The organism is Micromonospora sp. NPDC085948 (assembly GCF_040686315.1).
Lineage (GTDB): Bacteria > Actinomycetota > Actinomycetes > Mycobacteriales > Micromonosporaceae > Micromonospora.
The window spans coordinates 215,137-231,915 of the sequence record NZ_JBFBJW010000003.1; the positions used below are offsets into that span (position 1 = coordinate 215,137).

General features: G+C 73.0%; 20 protein-coding genes. 9 read left to right on the forward strand and 11 right to left on the reverse strand.

Annotated features, from left to right (window positions below):
• Positions 1-8 precede the first annotated feature (8 nt).
• The gene (locus tag AB0O48_RS10605) at positions 9-1,055 is read left to right on the forward strand and encodes a DUF1775 domain-containing protein (RefSeq protein ID WP_365064675.1); all 1,047 of its coding nucleotides are present in this window, start codon (positions 9-11) and stop codon (positions 1,053-1,055) included.
• A gap of 269 nt (positions 1,056-1,324) precedes the next feature.
• Here the strand turns inward: AB0O48_RS10605 and AB0O48_RS10610 are convergent, their stop codons facing one another.
• Positions 1,325-2,245, reverse strand: a complete 921-nt coding sequence (locus AB0O48_RS10610) for an ADP-ribosylglycohydrolase family protein (protein WP_365064678.1) — start codon at positions 2,243-2,245, stop codon at positions 1,325-1,327.
• Between the two features lie 73 nt (positions 2,246-2,318).
• On the opposite strand from AB0O48_RS10610, the gene AB0O48_RS10615 reads away from it, so the two are divergent.
• Positions 2,319-3,008 (forward strand): response regulator transcription factor, encoded by a 690-nt coding sequence (locus AB0O48_RS10615; protein WP_030489108.1) that lies wholly within the window; start codon positions 2,319-2,321, stop codon positions 3,006-3,008.
• Positions 3,009-3,037: 29 nt separating this feature from the next.
• The gene (locus AB0O48_RS10620) at positions 3,038-4,441 is read left to right on the forward strand and encodes a HAMP domain-containing sensor histidine kinase (RefSeq protein ID WP_357245390.1); all 1,404 of its coding nucleotides are present in this window, start codon (positions 3,038-3,040) and stop codon (positions 4,439-4,441) included.
• Positions 4,442-4,664: 223 nt separating this feature from the next.
• Here the strand turns inward: AB0O48_RS10620 and AB0O48_RS10625 are convergent, their stop codons facing one another.
• The gene (locus tag AB0O48_RS10625) at positions 4,665-5,684 is read right to left on the reverse strand and encodes an adenosine deaminase (protein WP_357569895.1); all 1,020 of its coding nucleotides are present in this window, start codon (positions 5,682-5,684) and stop codon (positions 4,665-4,667) included.
• Entirely contained in the window at positions 5,681-6,475 is a 795-nt protein-coding gene (locus AB0O48_RS10630; RefSeq protein ID WP_357569896.1) for a trans-aconitate 2-methyltransferase, read from the reverse strand. Before AB0O48_RS10630 ends, AB0O48_RS10625 begins: the two co-directional genes overlap by 4 nt.
• Before the next feature lie 82 nt (positions 6,476-6,557).
• Between AB0O48_RS10630 and AB0O48_RS10635 the strand changes: the two genes are divergently transcribed.
• Both AB0O48_RS10635 and AB0O48_RS10640 read left to right on the forward strand, forming a co-directional pair.
• Positions 6,558-7,541 carry an aldo/keto reductase gene (locus AB0O48_RS10635; protein WP_357245396.1) on the forward strand — a complete coding sequence of 328 codons (984 nt, stop codon included), beginning with the start codon at positions 6,558-6,560 and terminating at the stop codon, positions 7,539-7,541.
• Positions 7,542-7,626: 85 nt separating this feature from the next.
• Entirely contained in the window at positions 7,627-7,821 is a 195-nt protein-coding gene (locus AB0O48_RS10640; RefSeq protein ID WP_357569897.1) for a hypothetical protein, read from the forward strand.
• A gap of 126 nt (positions 7,822-7,947) precedes the next feature.
• Here the strand turns inward: AB0O48_RS10640 and AB0O48_RS10645 are convergent, their stop codons facing one another.
• The 7 genes from AB0O48_RS10645 to AB0O48_RS10675 form a co-directional block, all read right to left on the reverse strand.
• The gene (locus tag AB0O48_RS10645) at positions 7,948-8,151 is read right to left on the reverse strand and encodes a cold-shock protein (protein ID WP_030338233.1); all 204 of its coding nucleotides are present in this window, start codon (positions 8,149-8,151) and stop codon (positions 7,948-7,950) included.
• A gap of 288 nt (positions 8,152-8,439) precedes the next feature.
• Entirely contained in the window at positions 8,440-8,712 is a 273-nt protein-coding gene (locus AB0O48_RS10650; RefSeq protein WP_357202603.1) for a DUF4235 domain-containing protein, read from the reverse strand.
• Positions 8,709-9,083 (reverse strand): DUF3618 domain-containing protein, encoded by a 375-nt coding sequence (locus AB0O48_RS10655; RefSeq protein WP_357245400.1) that lies wholly within the window; start codon positions 9,081-9,083, stop codon positions 8,709-8,711. Before AB0O48_RS10655 ends, AB0O48_RS10650 begins: the two co-directional genes overlap by 4 nt.
• Positions 9,080-9,514: a phage holin family protein gene (locus AB0O48_RS10660; protein ID WP_357245402.1), complete on the reverse strand. Its 435-nt coding sequence runs from the start codon at positions 9,512-9,514 to the stop codon at positions 9,080-9,082. The genes AB0O48_RS10655 and AB0O48_RS10660 overlap by 4 nt, the downstream gene beginning before the upstream one ends.
• Positions 9,515-9,695: 181 nt before the next feature.
• Positions 9,696-10,883 (reverse strand): mechanosensitive ion channel domain-containing protein, encoded by a 1,188-nt coding sequence (locus tag AB0O48_RS10665; RefSeq protein WP_357245404.1) that lies wholly within the window; start codon positions 10,881-10,883, stop codon positions 9,696-9,698.
• An 83-nt stretch (positions 10,884-10,966) separates the two neighbouring features.
• Positions 10,967-11,788, reverse strand: a complete 822-nt coding sequence (locus AB0O48_RS10670) for a DUF1206 domain-containing protein (protein WP_357245406.1) — start codon at positions 11,786-11,788, stop codon at positions 10,967-10,969.
• A gap of 58 nt (positions 11,789-11,846) precedes the next feature.
• A complete protein-coding gene (locus AB0O48_RS10675) occupies positions 11,847-12,191 on the reverse strand; it encodes a hypothetical protein (RefSeq protein ID WP_357246159.1) in 345 nt (114 codons plus the stop codon).
• A gap of 117 nt (positions 12,192-12,308) precedes the next feature.
• Here AB0O48_RS10675 and AB0O48_RS10680 point away from each other — a divergent pair, with 117 nt between their 5' ends.
• Both AB0O48_RS10680 and AB0O48_RS10685 read left to right on the forward strand, forming a co-directional pair.
• Complete coding sequence (locus AB0O48_RS10680; RefSeq protein WP_357245408.1) at positions 12,309-13,535, forward strand: cysteine desulfurase-like protein; 1,227 nt, start codon at positions 12,309-12,311, stop codon at positions 13,533-13,535.
• A complete protein-coding gene (locus AB0O48_RS10685) occupies positions 13,532-13,819 on the forward strand; it encodes a GNAT family N-acetyltransferase (protein ID WP_357245410.1) in 288 nt (95 codons plus the stop codon). The genes AB0O48_RS10680 and AB0O48_RS10685 overlap by 4 nt, the downstream gene beginning before the upstream one ends.
• 14 nt (positions 13,820-13,833) lie before the next feature.
• Here the strand turns inward: AB0O48_RS10685 and AB0O48_RS10690 are convergent, their stop codons facing one another.
• Positions 13,834-15,324, reverse strand: coding sequence for a glycoside hydrolase family 3 N-terminal domain-containing protein (locus AB0O48_RS10690; protein WP_357569898.1), 1,491 nt, complete (start codon positions 15,322-15,324; stop codon positions 13,834-13,836).
• Positions 15,325-15,540: 216 nt separating this feature from the next.
• Between AB0O48_RS10690 and AB0O48_RS10695 the strand changes: the two genes are divergently transcribed.
• Together AB0O48_RS10695 and AB0O48_RS10700 are read left to right on the forward strand one after the other, a co-directional pair.
• Complete coding sequence (locus tag AB0O48_RS10695; protein ID WP_255421242.1) at positions 15,541-15,666, forward strand: hypothetical protein; 126 nt, start codon at positions 15,541-15,543, stop codon at positions 15,664-15,666.
• Between the two features lie 99 nt (positions 15,667-15,765).
• The gene (locus AB0O48_RS10700; protein WP_357245415.1) at positions 15,766-16,716 is read left to right on the forward strand and encodes a TIGR03557 family F420-dependent LLM class oxidoreductase; all 951 of its coding nucleotides are present in this window, start codon (positions 15,766-15,768) and stop codon (positions 16,714-16,716) included.
• The last annotated feature ends 63 nt before the right edge of the window (positions 16,717-16,779 follow it).

Below are 16,779 nucleotides of genomic sequence, written 5' to 3' on the forward strand. Positions count from 1 at the left end.
GACACGAGATGGCGAGCACGCACGGTGGTGGACGTCGGCGGCGGATCGCGGCGGTGACCGCGGTGACCGCCGCCGGGCTGCTGCTCTGGCCCGGCGCGGCACGCGCGGTGGACGTGACGACCACTCCGAGCGAGGCCCGACAGGGCGACGCCGTACGCCTGGAGTTCACCGTCCCCGAGGAGCGGGCCGGCACGAAGACCAACCAGATCGAGGTCCGGTTGCCGGCCGACGCGCCGATCGCCGAGGTCTACCCCATGTCGGTGAACGGTTGGGCGCCCCGGATCAGCTCCCGCACCCTGGACAAGCCGGTGGCCGGCATCCACTCCTCCGGAGTGAGCACGGTGACCACGGCGGTGACCTGGGTCCGGGTGGGCGAGAGCGGGCCCGGCCCGGCCCGGCTGGCGCTGTCGATGGGGCCGATGCCGCAGGCGGAGCGGCTCACCTTCGAGGTCGTCCAGACGTACGCCGACGGCACGGTGGTCCGGTGGGCGGACGCCGCCGGCCCGCACCGGGCGCCGGCGCTCACCCTGCTGCCGGCGGCGCCCGGCGCGGCGGGTCCGGCCGCACACGGCGGGCACGGCGGTCCGGCGGCGGGCGGTCCGGCTGCCGCGGACAACGGTGCCGACGCCGCGCCGCCGGCCCGGTCGGGCGGTGCCGACGAGGGCAGCGCCGACGGGATGTTGGCCGCCGGTCTGCTGGCCGGGCTGGGTGGCGGCGCGGCGATCGGTTGGCTGGTCAGCCGGTGGCGCCGACGCGACCCGGACGAGGCCACGGCGCTCGCCGAGGTGACCGGCGACCCGGACGAGGCCGCGAAGCCCGACGAGGCCGCGAAGCCCGACGAGGCCGCGACCCTGGCCGAGATCACCGGCCGCACGAACGAGACCGCCGCACCCGCCGAGATCACCGACCGCGCGGACAACATCGCCGCGCCCACCGAGGTCACCGGCCGCGCGAACGACATCGCCGCGCCCACCGACCCCCAGCCCGGCGATCTCCAGCCCGCTGGTCCCCAGCCCGCCGATCCCCAGGCCGCTGTGCCCGCAGCGGCGCGGTGATCCACTCCGGTTACCGAAAACCGCGGCATCCAGGCCGCACGGACAGCCCGATTTAGCGGTGATCCACTCGGCTTTCCGGAAACCGTGCCATCCACGCCGCGCGGAAGCACCGAGTTGCAGGAAGCCGAGTTGATCGTGGCCAGGGCAGCCCGCGCCGACGCAGGCCAGCCCGCAGGGCGGCAGGCCAACCCGCAGGCGCAGGCCGCCCACCAGGCGCAGGCCGCCCACCAGGCGCAGGCCGCCCACCAGGCGCGGAGCGACCCCCTTTGTCAGGGAAGCCAGGTAGGTAGCGGCTCGCGGGCGGCCAGCCACGACTCGGGCACCCCGCCCGGGGTGCCGACACCCGTGTACGCGGCCACGATCGCTCCGACGATGGCGGCCGTGGTGTCCATGTCACCGCCGGCCCGGACACACGTCCGGATCGCCGTCGGGTAGTCGTCGAGGTGGGTCGCGGCGACCCAGAGGGTGAATCCGACGGTGTCCTGCGCCGTCACCCGGGAGCCGTTGCCGAGTTCCGCCACCACCCGTTCCGCCGGTCGGCCGAGCAGCCCAGCCGCCCGGCTCACGCTCCGGTGCACCTCGGTGCCCGGGTCCAGCGCGGCGGCGATCCCGGCGAGCAGGCGGTCCGGTGCCGGCCGGTGCCCGTCGAGGCGGCCCCGGGCGGCCAGCGCGGCGGCCACGGCCACCGCGACGGCGCCGGCGATGCCCTCGGGGTGCGCGTGGGTCACCTCGGCCGAGGCGCGGGCCTGCGCCGCGGCACGAGCGGTGGAGTCGGCGAAGTACGCGCCCAGCGGACCGACGCGCATCGCCGCGCCGTTGCCGCAGGAGCCCTGGCCGTCGAAGGCGGACGCGGCGGCCAGTGGCCAGGGGGTGCCGGTGCGGATCAGCTCCAGGATCGCCATCGCGCCAACCCCGTAGCCCCGGCGTGGAGCACACCGCTCGGCGAAGGACAGGGCCAGTCGGTCGCGGTCGACGCCACCGGAGTGGTCCAGCTCGGCGAGGACCGAGCAGGCCATCTCGGTGTCGTCGGTCCACTCCCAGGGGGCCGGCGGCAGCGCGTCCGCGGTGATGTCCGAGGGCGCCGCCCCCGGCGCGAAGTACTGCGCGCCGAGCGCGTCGCCGGTCGAGAGACCGGCGAGGCTGTCCCGGGCGAGCGCCAGACGGGCATCGACGAACAGGGTGAACGACATCGTCGTACCAGCTTGCCCGCTCGCCGGGCACGCCGCAATGCGATCAACTTGCCAGGCCAAGTACGGTCTTGTCGTGGCCTCCGTGCTCCTGGTCGAAGACGATCACGTCGTACGCGGCGCGATGCTGCGGTCCCTCACCGACCGGGGGCACGCCGTGCACGCCGTGGGCACGGCGTTGGACGCTCTGCGTCGGGTCGCCGCGGAGACACCCGACCTGGTGGTGCTCGACCTCGGCCTGCCCGATCTGGACGGCTCGGACGCGCTGCGGATGCTGCGCGGCATCACCGACGTCCCGATCATCATCGCGACCGCCCGCGACGACGAGCAGTCGGTGGTCAAACTGCTGCGTGCCGGTGCCGACGACTACATGGTCAAGCCGTTCACCGGGGCGCACCTGGACGCGCGGATCACCACCGTGCTGCGGCGGGCCGGACGGGCCAGCCGGACGGTGCAGCCCGCGGTGCACAGCGTCGGCGGGCTGCGGGTGGACGTGGGCGAGCGCAGCGCCCAACTCGACGGGGAGCCGCTGGCGCTGACCCGCAAGGAATTCGACCTGTTGGCGTATCTCGCCGCACGACCTGGGCGGGTAGTGTCCCGCCGGGAACTCTTGGAGGAGGTATGGCGGCAGCCATCGGTCGGCGAGGATCAGACCATCGACGTTCACCTGTACTGGCTCCGCAGAAAGATGGGCGAGTCCGCGGCGAAGCCGCGCTACCTGCGCACCGTGCGGGGGGTCGGATTCCGGCTGGTGGCACCGGACTGAGGACGGCGCTGGCCCTGCTCACGGCCAGCATGTGCAGTCTCGTCGCGCTCGCGTTCCTGATCCCGCTCGGGCTCAGCCTGCGGGAGCAGAGCCGGGACGAGGCGATCGCCGACGCGGCCCGACGCAGCGCGTTGGTCACCGGCGCGCTGGCGGTGAGCACCGACCCGGCGGTCGTCGAGCGGGCCGTGGTGGCGAGCGCCGAGGGCGCGCCGACCCGGCCCGTGGTGCACGGTCTGGGTCTGGACGAGTCGGCCGGTCGAGCCACCGGCGGCGACCTGGACCGGGCCCGGGCCGACCGACGGTCGCGGGTCGTCGACGTGGACGGGGGCGTGATCCGGCTCGACCCGGTCGTTCTCGGTGACCGCACGGCCGTGGTCGAGGTGTTCCTTCCGGAGTCGACGCTGGGCGAGGGTGCCGGTGGCACCTGGCTGCTGCTGTTCGCGGTCGGCGCGGCGATGGCCGGCGCGGCGGTGCTGGTGGTCGACCGGGTCGCCGCCCGCGCGGTGGACTCGACCCGAGGTCTGGTCCGGGCCGCGCTGTCCATCGGCGACGGCGACCTGGGGGTGCGCGTCGAGCCGACCGGTCCGCGCGAGCTGGCCGAGGCCGGGTACGCCTTCAACCGGATGGCCGACCGGCTGGACGCGGCCCGCACCGACGAGCGGGAGCTGGTGGCTGATCTGTCGCATCGTCTGCGTACCCCGTTGACCGTGCTGCGCCTGGACGCGGAGGCGTTGGAGTCCGACGACACGAGCGTGGGGTCGTTCAGCCCGGCGGAGCTGGACCGGCTGCGCGGCATCCGGCGGATCCGGCAGGCGATCGTCACCCTGGAGGGTGAGATCGACGTGCTGATCAAGACGACCCGCAAGTCGGTGGCGCACGAGGCCGGGCCGGCGATGTGTGACGTCAGCGAGGTGGTCCGGGACCGGATGGTGTTCTGGGCGGCCCTCGCTGGCGACCAGAACCGACCACACCGGGTGAACGGCGCGCAACTGCGCATCCCCGCGCCGGTGCCCCGGGCCGAGTTGGCCGCCGCGCTGGACGCGGTGATCGGCAACGTCTTCCGGTACACCCCGCAGGGCACGGCGTTCGAGGTGGCCGTGTCGCGGCGCGACGGTTACGTGGCGATCCGGATCGACGACGCCGGCCCCGGCATCGCCAACCCGGACCGGGCGCTGCGACGGGGCACCAGTGACCAGGGCTCGACCGGGCTCGGCCTGGACATCGCCAAGCGGGTGGCGTTGCAGGCCAACGGGTCGGTGAGCATCGACCGGGCCCGGCTGGGCGGGGCCAGCGTGGTGATGCTCCTCGCCGATCCGGAGGCGACGCCGCGGCAGGTCAGCCGCTTCGGTCTGGTCGGACGGATGGCCCGCGACGCCCGGGACACCAAGGGTGCGGGACGGCGCTGGCCGCGTCAGCGTCCCACCGACGACTGACCGGGTTGTGGGCCGTCGCAAGTCTTCCTTAGATCGCGGTTAACGACCGGGCTGGACCGGCCACCAGCTGACAGGATCAGTACACGAACCCACCAGTTTCACCGGTCGTAGCGCGCCTCCGTGCACCCACGACCGGTGAAGCCGCGCGCGCGGCGGGAGTCTCAGGTCCCCCCACACCCACGCTCCCGCCGCGCGCCCCGCTCCTCCCGACCCGCCCCCTCGCTCAGCCGGCGGCGAGGTACGCGTCGATCTCGGCCGTGATCCGCTGCTTGCCGTCGGGGTCGAGGAAGGACGCGGTCACCGCGTTGCGGGCCAGTCCGGCCAGCCCCTCGGGGCCGACCCCGAGCAGGCGGGCCGCCACCGCGTACTCGTCGTTCAGGGTGGTGCCGAACATCGGCGGGTCGTCGGAGTTGATGGTGACCAGCAGCCCCGCCTCGACCAGCTTTGGCAGGGGGTGCTCGTCGAGGGTGGCCACCGCGCGGGTCCGGACGTTCGACGTCGGACAGATCTCCATGCCGATCTGCCGCTCGGCCAGGTACGCGAGCAGCTCCGGGTCCTGCGCGGCGGAGATGCCGTGCCCGATCCGCTCGGCGCCCAGCTCGTGCAGCGCGTCCCAGACGGTCTGCGGGCCGGTGGTCTCCCCCGCGTGCGGCACCGAACGCAGCCCGGCGGCGCGGGCCTGGTCGAAGTAGGGCCGGAACTGCGGCCGGGGTACCCCGATCTCCGGGCCACCCAGACCGAAGCTGACCAGCCCGTCCGGGCGCTCCTGAAGGGCGATGCGCAGCGTCTCCTCGGCCGCGGGCAGGCCCGCCTCGCCCGGGATGTCGAAGCACCAGCGCAGCTCGATGCCGAAGTCGGCCGTCGCGCGCTTGCGGGCGTCCTCGATCGCCTCGCAGAACGCCGGCGCGGGGATGCCCCGCCGCACGTGCGAGTACGGGGTGATCGTCAGCTCCGCGTAGCGGACCTGTTGGCGGGCCAGCTCCCGGGCCACCTCGTGGGTGAGGATCCAGACGTCCTCCGGGTCCCGGATGAGGTCCACGACGCTCAGGTAGACCTCGATGAAGTGCGCGAAGTCGCGGAACTTGAAGTAGTCGGCGAGCGCCTCCGGGTCGGCCGGCACGGGGGTGCGTCCCTCGTGGCGGGCGGCCAGCTCGGCGACGATCCGGGGCGAGGCGGAGCCGACGTGGTGCACGTGCAGCTCCACCTTGGGCAGGCCGGCGATGAAGGCGGACGGGTCGGTCACGGACTCTCCTCTGCACGGTCGCCGGTGCGGGCGACGACGAAGACGCGGCGGAACGGGAAGTACACCTGACCCTGCCGGACCGGGTAGGCGGCGGCGAGGCGTACCCCCAGCTCGGCCCGGAAGGCCGACCAGCCGGCGGCGTCCAGCGCGGCCCGGACCGGACGCAGCGCGGTGCCTTCCATCCAGGCCAGCACCGGGTGGTCGGCGGCGGGCCGGGCGGGCAGCAGGTGCACGTAGGTAGTCTCCCAGGCGTCCACCGCGCACCCGGCGGCGGTCAGCAGTGCCGCGTAGTCGGCCGGGTCGTCGACCGGGTCGGCGCGCAGCAGCGGGGCGATCTCGGCCCGCCAGGCCGGCCCGTCGGCGACCTGGCGCAACGCCCGGTGGGAGGCGGCGGTGAAGTTGCCGGGGACCTGCATGGCGAGCCACGCGCCGGCGGGCAGCTCGGTGGCCCAGCGACGCAGCAGCTCCTGGTGGCCGGGCACCCACTGGAGCGCCGCGTTGCTGACCACCACGTCCTCGTCACCGGTGGGCCGCCAGTCGCGCAGGTCGGCGACGGCGAAGTCGACGGGGGCGCCGAGGGCGGCGGCTCGGTCGATCATCTCGGGCGAGGAGTCCAGGCCGCGTACCCGGCTCGCCGGCCAGCGTTCGGCGAGGGTGGCGGTGAGCTGGCCGGGGCCGCAGCCGAGGTCGACGATCGTCCGGGGCCGGTCGGCCGGGATCCGCGCGACCAGGTCGTGGAACGGCCGGGATCGCTCGTCGCCGTAGCGCAGGTAGGTCGTCGGGTCCCACATCACTGCCTCCCAAACCGTACGTCCGTCTTGTTAGCGTACGGCTCCCGTGGCAGGCCGGCAACCCGATCACTAGGCTCGGGGTATGGAACAGCGCAGCTTCAACCGGCTCGGCCGGACCGTCGGAGCGGTCGGCCTGGGCGCCTGGCAACTCGGCGCAGACTGGGGCACCGTCAGCGAGGCCGACGCGATGGCGGTGCTCGCCGCCGCCGTGGACGACGGGGTCACCTTCCTCGACACCGCCGACGTGTACGGCGACGGCCGCAGCGAGCAGCTGATCGGCCGCTTCCTGCGCACCCGACCCGACGCCGGGCTGACCGTCGCCACCAAGATGGGCCGTCGCGTCGAGCAGCGGCCGGAGGCGTACACCCTGGACAACTTCCGGCAGTGGACCGACCGGTCCCGAGCCAACCTGGGCGTGGACACCCTGGACCTGGTCCAGCTGCACTGCCCACCCACCGCCGTCTTCTCCTCCGACGAGGTCTTCGACGGCCTGGACACCCTCGTCGCCGAGAAGGCCATCGCCGGGTACGGCGTCAGCGTCGAGACCTGCGACCAGGCCCTCACCGCGATCGCCCGGCCAGGGGTGGCGAGCGTGCAGATCATCCTCAACGCGGTCCGCCACAAGCCCCTGGAGCGTGTCCTCCCGGCGGCCGCCGCGGCCGGCGTGGGCATCATCGCCCGGGTGCCGCTGGCCAGCGGCCTGCTCTCCGGCCGCTACGACGAGCACACCGAGTTCCCCGCCGACGACCACCGCAACTACAACCGGCACGGCGCGGCCTTCGACGTCGGGGAGACGTTCTCCGGGGTCGACTACGAGCGGGGCCTGGCCGCCGTACGCCGGCTGGCGCCGCTCGTCGACGCGGACCGCACGATGGCGCAGTTCGCCCTGCGCTGGGTGCTGGACCAGCCGGGCGTCACCGTCGTCATCCCCGGCGCCCGCGACGCGGAGCAGGCCCGGCGCAACGCCCAGACGGCGGCCCTGTCGCCGCTCACCGACGGCCAACTGGCCGCCGTCCGCGAGATCTACGACGAGCTGATCCGCCCGCAGGTGCACGACCGCTGGTGACTGGCACGCCCGGGCTCGCGCCGCGCAGTCCGAGCGGCGATGCTGGAGGACGACGCGCCGCTCCGGGCGGCGGAGAGGGGATGCGATGAGGGGTTGGCTTCCGCTCACCCTCGGCCTGTTGGCCGTGGTGATCGGTGCGGTGTGGACGGTGCAGGGCCTCGGCTACGTCAGCGGCAGCGTCATGACCGACGAGAAGATCTGGGCGGTGATCGGTCCGCTGGTGACGTTGGCCGGGCTGGTGGTGCTCTGGCTCGGCCTGCGCTCACGCCGCCGGAACTGACCCACCGGTCCACACTGGCGTCCGACCGCAGCAAGGACGAAGCCCCGTATCCCGGACGGGATACGGGGCTTCGCAAACGACCCGGACCGGATCGTCCCCCTGGCCGGCCGGAGCCGACCAGCTCACTCAGATGGGACGGACCTGCTCGGCCTGCGGGCCCTTCTGACCCTGTGCAATCTCGAACTCCACCCGCTGGTTCTCCTCCAGCGAGCGGTAGCCGCTGGTCTGGATGGCCGAGAAGTGGACGAACACGTCAGCACCCCCACCATCGACGGTGATGAAGCCGAAGCCCTTGTCAGCGTTGAACCACTTCACGGTTCCCTGAGCCATGTGTATCTCCTTCTAAAAACTGGTGGCCGTGCACGCCGTCCGGCCATTTGGCCGTTTTCGAGCAGCGGCGTCTGAGGCGGCCCCACGAAGGAGACTTCTCTCAACCCACGCCATCTCGCAACAGCGTGGACCAGCAAATCACGGAGGCAAAAAGTCTGTCACGACCTCTCCGACGAATTTCTCCGACATGTGACCTGACGGATGCCTCAGTTGCGCTGGGCGGCGTCCGAAGCCATGCGAAAGCCCCCTTCCCATCGATGCGGGAAGAGGGCTGACGTCACCGGGTGGTCAGTCCGGCCAGCTGCCGGTCATCCGGCGGACGCCGACCGCACCGCCCCGGTCCACAGCGGCCCGGACGACCGCGAAGATGGCCCCCTGCAACGCCGCGGCTGCGAGGATCTCGCCCCAGCCGCGATCCTCGTCGGTGGCGTTGGGCGCCTCACCATCGCCCGCGGTGACCTTCCAGACCTGCCGGAAGATCGCCCCGGCCACCGTGCCCGCGGCGATACCCAACAGCACGCCGACCGGCCGGTACGCGACCCTGCCGATTTTCTTGCTCACCGACGCCTCCCCCGCACGATCATCAACACCACCACGGTGGCCACCGCACCCGCGGCGACGACCGCCCACGGCATCGGGTTGCGGCGTACCAACTCGCCCTTGTCGTACGCCTGCGCGCGCACCAACCCGCCCTTCTCGTAGGCCTGTGCCCGCGCCATCCCGGCGCCCCGCACGGCCTGCCCGCGAACCCGGGCGACGGTCTGCGCCGCCTGCTCGCGCATCCGCTCCTTCGCCTGCTCGGCGGACTCCTTCAGGCGGGCCTTGACGTCGGCCTTGGCGGCCAACGCCTCCATCGTCTCGCCCAACTCGACCCGGGTACGACGGATCTCCTCGCGGAGGGCCTCCGTGTCCCCGGTCCCGTTGCCCGTCATTGCCGCCCCCTGTCCTTCACCGCGGCGGTGACGGTGTCCACGTCGGCCCGGAGGCTGCGGACCGTGGCCGCCGGCATCGGCGGAACGGCCCGACTGACCTGCTTCTTGCCCACCAGGGCGAGAATGCCGGCCACCAGGAAGCAGGCCACCGCCACGATCAGCGCGGCGGCCCAGGCGGGCAGCACCAGGTCGAGCAGCAGGATCGCCGTGGCGACAAGCGCGCCCAGGCCGAAGAACGCCAGCGCGCCACCGCCGCCGAACAGGCCGATCCCGATGCCCGCGTGTTTGCCCTTCTGGGTCAACTCCGCCCGGGCCAGCGTCAGTTCGTCCCGTACCAGACGGGAGATCTGCTCGGTGGCCCGCTGCACCAACTCGGCGGTGGAGGGCTCGCTCCCGTTGTGGGATGTGCGGGCGTTCGCCACGTCAGCCATGCTGTCCTCCTTTCCCTATCACCGCGCTGTATGCCCGGAGTTGCCGCCCGTCAATCCTAAAACGCGACGAGCGGCCCACCGTTCCCGTTGTCCGGACGCCGCGCCGAAGAGTCGGCTCAACCGATCACGCCAGAGACGTCCGGCAGCACATCCCCCGCCCAAGCCCGACCAAACCTCGCGGTCAGGTGCGGGCTTCCTCGGGACCCACGAAGGCCTCGCTGCGGGCGTCGCCGTCGTCGCTGCCGCCGAAGACGCGGGCGTCGTCAGGCGCCTCGGTGTCGGCCGGGCGGCGTGCCGGTCGCCTCGGCTGCACCCACTGCCAGGGCAGGTTGCTGGTGGCGTCGCCCAGCTCGGTGCGTACCCGGGGCATGGCCGTCGGGCGGTTGTCCCGGATCCAGCCGACCAGGTGCTCCCGGACGAGGCAGCGCAGGTCCCACAGACTGCCCGCGTCGGCGGCGCTGACCAGAGCCCGCATCCGGACCATCCCGCCGGTGGCGTCGGTGACCTGCAGGACGCAGACCCGCCCGTCCCACAGGTCGGTGCCCTCGACCAGCCGGCGCAGTTCCTCGCGCATGGTCTGCACCGGCACCGCCCAGTCGACGTCGAACTCGGCGGTGCCGAGCACCGCCGCCTCGGTACGGGTCCAGTTCTGGAAGGGCTTGCTGGTGAAGTACGAGGTGGGCAGGATCAACCGGCGGTCGTCCCAGATCTGCACCACGACGTAGCTGAGGGTCAACTCCTCGATCCGACCCCACTCCCCCTCGACGACGACCACGTCGTCGAGCCGGACGGCGTCGCTGAAGGCGAGTTGGAGGCCGGCGAAGACGTTGCCGAGCAGGCTCTGCGCGGCGAGCGCGGCCACCACACCCACCACCCCGGCGGAGGTCAGCACACCGGCGCCGATGCCCCGCACGGCGGGGAAGGTCATCAGCATCACGCCGACGGTCAGGATGACGATCACCGCGATGGTCAGCCGGCGCAGCATCACCACCTGGGTCCGGACCCGCCGGGCGTGCCGATTGTCCGGTACGTCGACCCGGAACCGGGCCAGCGCGGTGTCCTCCACGACGACCAGCAAGGAGGCGACGAGCCACGCCGTGGTGGCGATGACGCCGAGGATGAGCAGGTGCAGCAGCAGCCGCCGCCAGCTCTCGCCGACCGCGTACCCGGTGCTGAAGCGGACGGCGAACTGCACGGCGACGACCACGCCGGCGACCTGGAACGGGCGGTGCGAGTGATCGGTCAACTCGGTCAACAGCAGTGACCGGCGGCCGAACCGCCGGGTGAGTCGGTGGACGATCTCCACCAGGAACAGGGCGACCGCCGCCGCGACGAGCGCGGCGACGGCCGTTTCGAGATAGTTCTGCACGGCTTGGATGCTTCCCTTCGACCAGGCGTCGGGCACTCCGGGCAAAAGCCCAAGAGTGCCCGACAACCCGGATATCGACCAGCTCAGACCTTGCGGTACCGGGACTGGAGGAAGCAGAAGACGCCGAAGGCGGCGATGCCCAAGGCGACGAGGGTCAGCAGGAACACGCCGTACGACTGCTCGCGCAGCAGGTGCAGGGCGGCGTCCAGACCACGGGCCTTCTCCGGGTCGTAGTTGACCGCCGCCACGATGATCAGCAGACCGGCGATGCCGTACGCGACGCCCTTGGCGATGTAGCCGGCCATGCCCAGCCGACGGGCCAGCGTACGGGTCTTGGCGCTCATCTCGCCGGTCTTCAGGTGCTTCTCGAACCGCTTGACCGCCCCGTAGATCACCAGTCCGACACCGATCGCGGCGAGCACCAGCCCGGCCAGGCCGACCAGCCAACGGCCGCCGCTGGAGGTCATCAACTTGCCGGTCAACGCCTCCTGCTGGTCGGCGCTGTTCGACCCGACATCCTTGAAGACCTTGAAGGCGGTCCAGGCGAAGTAGAGGTAGACGATCGTCCGGCCGGCCGAGGCGAGTCGCTCGGTGACCCGCTCCTTGCCACGCTCGGCGCGGTGCCCGACCGCCGCCTCCAGCGCCTGCCAGATCGCCATGGCGAGCAGGCCGACCGCGACGGCGATCACCAGGAACTTGCCCAGGGGCTGTTCGGAGAGGGTGCGCAGCGCGCCGGACTGGTCGCCGTCGTCGGACGACGTGCCGAACGCGATCTGCAACGCCAGCCAGGCGAAGAGGAGGTGGACGATGCCGTAGCCGACGAAGCCGGCCCGGGCGAGGACTTCCAGCCACCGGCTGTCCGCCGTACGGGAGGCGGTGGCTTCGGCGCTACGGGTGAGTGACATGGCGTCACAATCTCCGATTTCGAAGATTCCCAAACGTCGGCCACCGCCACCCGCCAGGTCAGCTACCCGGGTTGCGCGACACGCGAATCTTGACCTGCTGGTCGGTCACGCTGTCCAGGGTGACCGCGAAGCCACCGGCCTCGGCGGCCTGCTGGCCGGTGGTGAGGGTGAGCTGCTCACCGGCGACCTCGACGGTCACCTGGTCACCCTCGGCGCCGACCAGCTTGGCCTCGATGCCGAAGATGGTGGCGCTCGCGTCGACGCCCCGCTCGAAGGTGACCGTGCAGGCGTCCAGTCCGCAGTCGGTGGAGGCGCCCTGGGAGCTGCACCCGGCGAGCACGGCGAGGCCGAGCGCCAGACCGGCGAAGAGACCGGCGACGCGACGGACGGGGGGAATGGGCATGGTGGCGGGTCGGTTCGTCACCTCGCCAAGAGTACGAGACATCCGCGACGCCCCGCCCCCTGGTGATCCACCCGCCGGCCGAGGGGGGCAGCGGGAGCACCGGCTAGGGTCCGGGACATGCCGTTCGACATCGCCCGTACCCGGGCCGCGTACCCCGCCCTGACCGAGGGCTTCGTCCACTTCGACGGTGCCGGGGGCACCCAGACCGCGATCGGTGTGATCGACGCGGTCACCGACGCCATGCGGACGGCGGTCGGCAACCGCACTGCCGCCAACGTAGCGGGTCGCCGGTCGTTGGAGCTGGTGGCCGAGGCCCGCTCGGCGGTGGCCGACCTGCTCGGCGCCGACCCGGCCGGGGTGGTGCTCGGCCCGAGTGCCACCGCGCTGACGTACACGCTGGCCCGCACGCTCGGCGCGACCTGGCGCCCCGGTGACGAGGTGGTGGTCTCCCGGCTCGACCACGACGCGAACGTCCGGCCGTGGGTGCAGGCGGCCGAGGCGGCCGGCGCGACCGTGCGCTGGGCCGAGGTCGACCGGCACACCGGCGAGCTGCCCGCCGCCCAGTACACCGACCTGGTCGGCGAGCGGACCCGGCTGGTCGCGGTGACCGCCGGCAGCAACGCCATCGGCACCGTGCCGGACGTGCCGGCGATCGCCAAGATCGCGCACGCGGTCGGCGCGCTGGTCTGCGTCGACGGGGTGCACTCGGTTCCGCACGGGCCGACCGACCTGGCCTCGCTCGGCGCCGACGTGCTGGTCACCAGCGCGTACAAGTGGTCCGGTCCGCACCTGGCGGCGATGGTGGCCGACCCGGCCCGGTGGGCGGCGCTGCGCCCGGCGAAGCTGGTGCCGTCCTCCGACGCGGTGCCGGACCGGTTCGAGTACGGCACCCCCAGCTTCCCGCTGCTGGCCGGCGTGACCGCCGCGGTGGACCACCTGGCGGGGCTGGACCCGGACGCGGTCGGCGACCGGCGGGCGCGGCTGCGCGCCGGGCTGGCCGCCGCCCAGGCGCACGAGGAGGCGCTGCTGGACCGGCTGCTCGCCGGGCTGGCGCAACGCCCGGCGATCACCGTCTACGGCTCGCCGGCCCGGCGCTGCCCGACGGTGTCGTTCCGCGTCGCCGGGGTGTCACCGGCGGCCACCCAGGAGGCGCTGGGCGCCGCCGGGTTCTGCCTCTCCGTCGGCGACTACTACGCCTACGAGTACTTCCAGCTGATGGGCCTGCGCGACAGCGGCGGCGCGGTGCGGGCCAGCATCTACCACTACAACACCGCCGACGAGGTGGACCTGTTGCTCGGCGAACTGGACGCGGTGGCCGCCGGCGCGGGGAGAATGGCCGGATGAGCACCCTGGTCGAGGACAACCCGGCGAAGCACCGCTTCGAGATCCTGGTCGACGACGCGCTGGCCGGCTTCACCGCGTACCTGATGCGCGGGGAGGTCCTGGTCTTCACGCACACCGAGGTGGACCGGGGCTTCCAGGGCAGGGGCGTGGGCGGCGCGTTGATCCGGGGCACCCTGGACCAGGTCCGCGCCCGAGGCGGCACGGTGGTGCCGCAGTGCCCGTTCATGGCCGCGTTCATCGACAAGCACCCCGAGTACGCCGACCTGGTCGCCGACCTGCCGTAGGCGGGCCGGTCGGCTCAGCGGGCTCCGGTCAACACCTCGGCGGCGGCCCGGCCACTGGCCCGGGTGGCGCCGTGGGTGGCCAGGTGCACCGCCCCGGTGACCACCTCGGGCACGCCCAGCTCGACCACGACCGCGTCCGGCCGGGCGGCGAGGGCGCGTTGCACGGCGGATCGCATCCACTCGTGCCGGTGCAGATCACGGACCACCAGGACCAGCGGGCGGGTCCCCGCCCCGGCAGCCGGGTCGGCCGGCACGTCGGGTTCGGCGTAGCGGACCGTGCTCGTGCCGGGCAGCAGCTCGCCCAGCGGTGCGCCGATGCCCCACGGGGTCTCCGCGCCGATGGCGATGTTGCGCATCGGCTCGAACTCGACGACGTGCGCCGCGCGGGTCAACGGCAGCGCGTCCGGCGCGGTCCCGGTGGCGGTGATCCGGACGGCCCGACGGGCGGCGACGAGCCCGACGTCGGCGGCGTCGCGTGCTCCGGCCAGGCCGGTGGTGCGGGCGGCCATCGTCCAGGCGGCGAGTTGGCCGACGCGCTTGGCCGCCTCGGCCAGGCGTTCCTCGGGCAGCTCACCGGAGACGACCGCGGCCACGATGGCGTCGCGCAGTTCGCGGGCCGCCTGCTCGTCGGACCGTTCGCCGCCGACGCAGATCGCGTCGGCCCCGGCGGCGAGGGCGCGGACCGTCGCCCCGGCGAAGCCATACCGGTCGGCGACCGCGCGCATCTCCACCGCGTCGGTCACCACCACCCCGGAGAAGCCCATCTCGTCGCGGAGCAGCCCGCCCAGGATGCGCTGACTCAGGGTGGCCGGCAGCCGCGGGTCGAGCGCGGGCACCAGCAGATGGCCGGTCATCACCGCCTGCACCCCGGCCGCGACGGCGGCCCGGAACGGGACCAACTCGCAGGTGTCCAGCCGCTCCCGGTCGGCGGTGATCCGGGGCAGGTCGTGGTGGGAGTCGACGCGGGTGTCGCCGTGCCCGGGGAAGTGCTTCGCGCAGGCCGCCACCCCGCCGGCCTGGAGCCCGCGAACCCAGGCGGCGGTGTGCCGCGCGACCAACGCCGGGTCGGCGCCGAACGAGCGGACGCCGATCACCGGGTTCGCCGGGTTGGAGTTGACGTCGGCGTCCGGGGCGTAGTTGAGGGTGACCCCCGCCGCGGCCAGCTCGACGCCGAGGTCCCGGGCGACCGCCTCGGTCAACTCGGGGTCGTCGACCACTCCGAGGGCGAAGTTGCCGGGCCGGGAGCTGCCCTGGACCGACTCCAGCCGGGTGACGTCGCCGGCCTCCTCGTCGATCGCCACGATGACGTCCGGACGCTCGGCGCGCAGCGTCGCGGTGAGCGTCGCCACCTGCTCGGGGTCGACGACGTTGCGGGCGAAGAGCACCACCGAGCCGAGGCCCTCGCCGAGCCAGCGGCACACCCAGGGTGGCGGGGTGATGCCCACGAACCCGGGCTGGAGGACGGCGGCGGCGAGGGCCGGGAGGTGCCCGGTGGGAGTGGTCACGCCACCCCCTCCTGGCGCTCGGCGTCGATCACCGGCGTCGGTACGCCCCCGTCGGCCCACTGGTTGCGCTCGCTCATGCGGCCCCCGTACCCCATCTCTCGCGCGCCCTCGGCGCACCGCCACCGGCAGGCGGTCCTGCCATGGTCACACTGAGCGATTCAATAGTCAATAAACCTTACAGTTGCCCGGCGGCCCGCTCCCGGGGAGAGTGCGGGGATGGACCCCGCCCTGCTGGCCGACGCGACGAGCCCGGCCGACATCCCCGGCGTACGCCTGCTCGGCCTGGTGGTCGGCGCCCTGCTGCTGCTCGCCGCGATCCGGGCGATGTTCGGCCGGCGCTGAGCGCCCCGCACCGCGCGCCCGGCCCGGCGCGTCGGGTGTGGCCGACCACGACCGGGGTACGGCTTCCCCATCAGCAGGTACGCGCCGAAGGGGAGAGCCATGAAGATCGGATATTTTCTGTCCAGTGAGGAGTTCACGCCGGCCGAGCTGCTGGAGCAGGCGCGCGGTGCCGAACGCGCCGGCTTCGAGGCGCTGTGGATCTCCGACCACTACCACCCCTGGGTGGACGCGCAGGGCCAGAGCCCGTTCGTCTGGTCGATGATCGGCGCGCTCAGCCAGGTCTGTTCCCTGCCGGTGACCACCGCCGTGACCTGCCCGACGGTACGGATCCACCCGGCCGTGATCGCCCAGGCGGCGGCGACCAGCGCGGTGCTGCACGGCGGGCGTTTCGTGCTCGGCGTCGGCACCGGCGAGGCCCTCAACGAGCACATCTTCGGCGACGCCTGGCCGCAGGCCGACGTCCGGCTGGAGATGCTGGAGGAGGCCGTCGAGGTGCTGCGCAAGCTGTGGGACGGCGGCTTCGTCAACCACCGCGGCACGCACTACACCGTGGAGAACGCCCGGATCTACACGCTGCCCGACACCCCACCGTCGATCTACGTCTCCGGCTTCGGACCGAAGGCCATCGACCTGGCCGCCCGGATCGGCGACGGCTACGTGAGCACCATGCCCGACGGCGACATGGTCCGGCGCTTCCGCGAGAACGGCGGCGGCGACAAGCCGTGCCAGGCCGGGTTCAAGGCGGCGTACGCCGACAGCGAGGACGAGGGCGTCCGCATCGCGTACGAGCGCTGGCCCAACGCCGGGGTGCCGGGCGAGTTGTCCCAGGTGCTGCCCTCGCCGCGACACTTCGAGCAGGCCGCCGAGCTGGTCAAGCCGGAGATGGTCAAGGAGGCGTTCGTCTGCGGCAACAGCGTCGACGCGCACCTGGAGATGATCGACAAGTACGCCAAGGCCGGCTTCGACGAGATCTACGTCGCCAACACCGGCCCGCACTACCAGGGCCTTTTCGACCTCTACCAGCGCGAGGTGCTGCCCCGGCTGCGCTGAGCCCGGGATCAGACGAGCCCATGATCGTCCGGGATGCGTTTCGGCGGTCATGGGCTCGGGTAC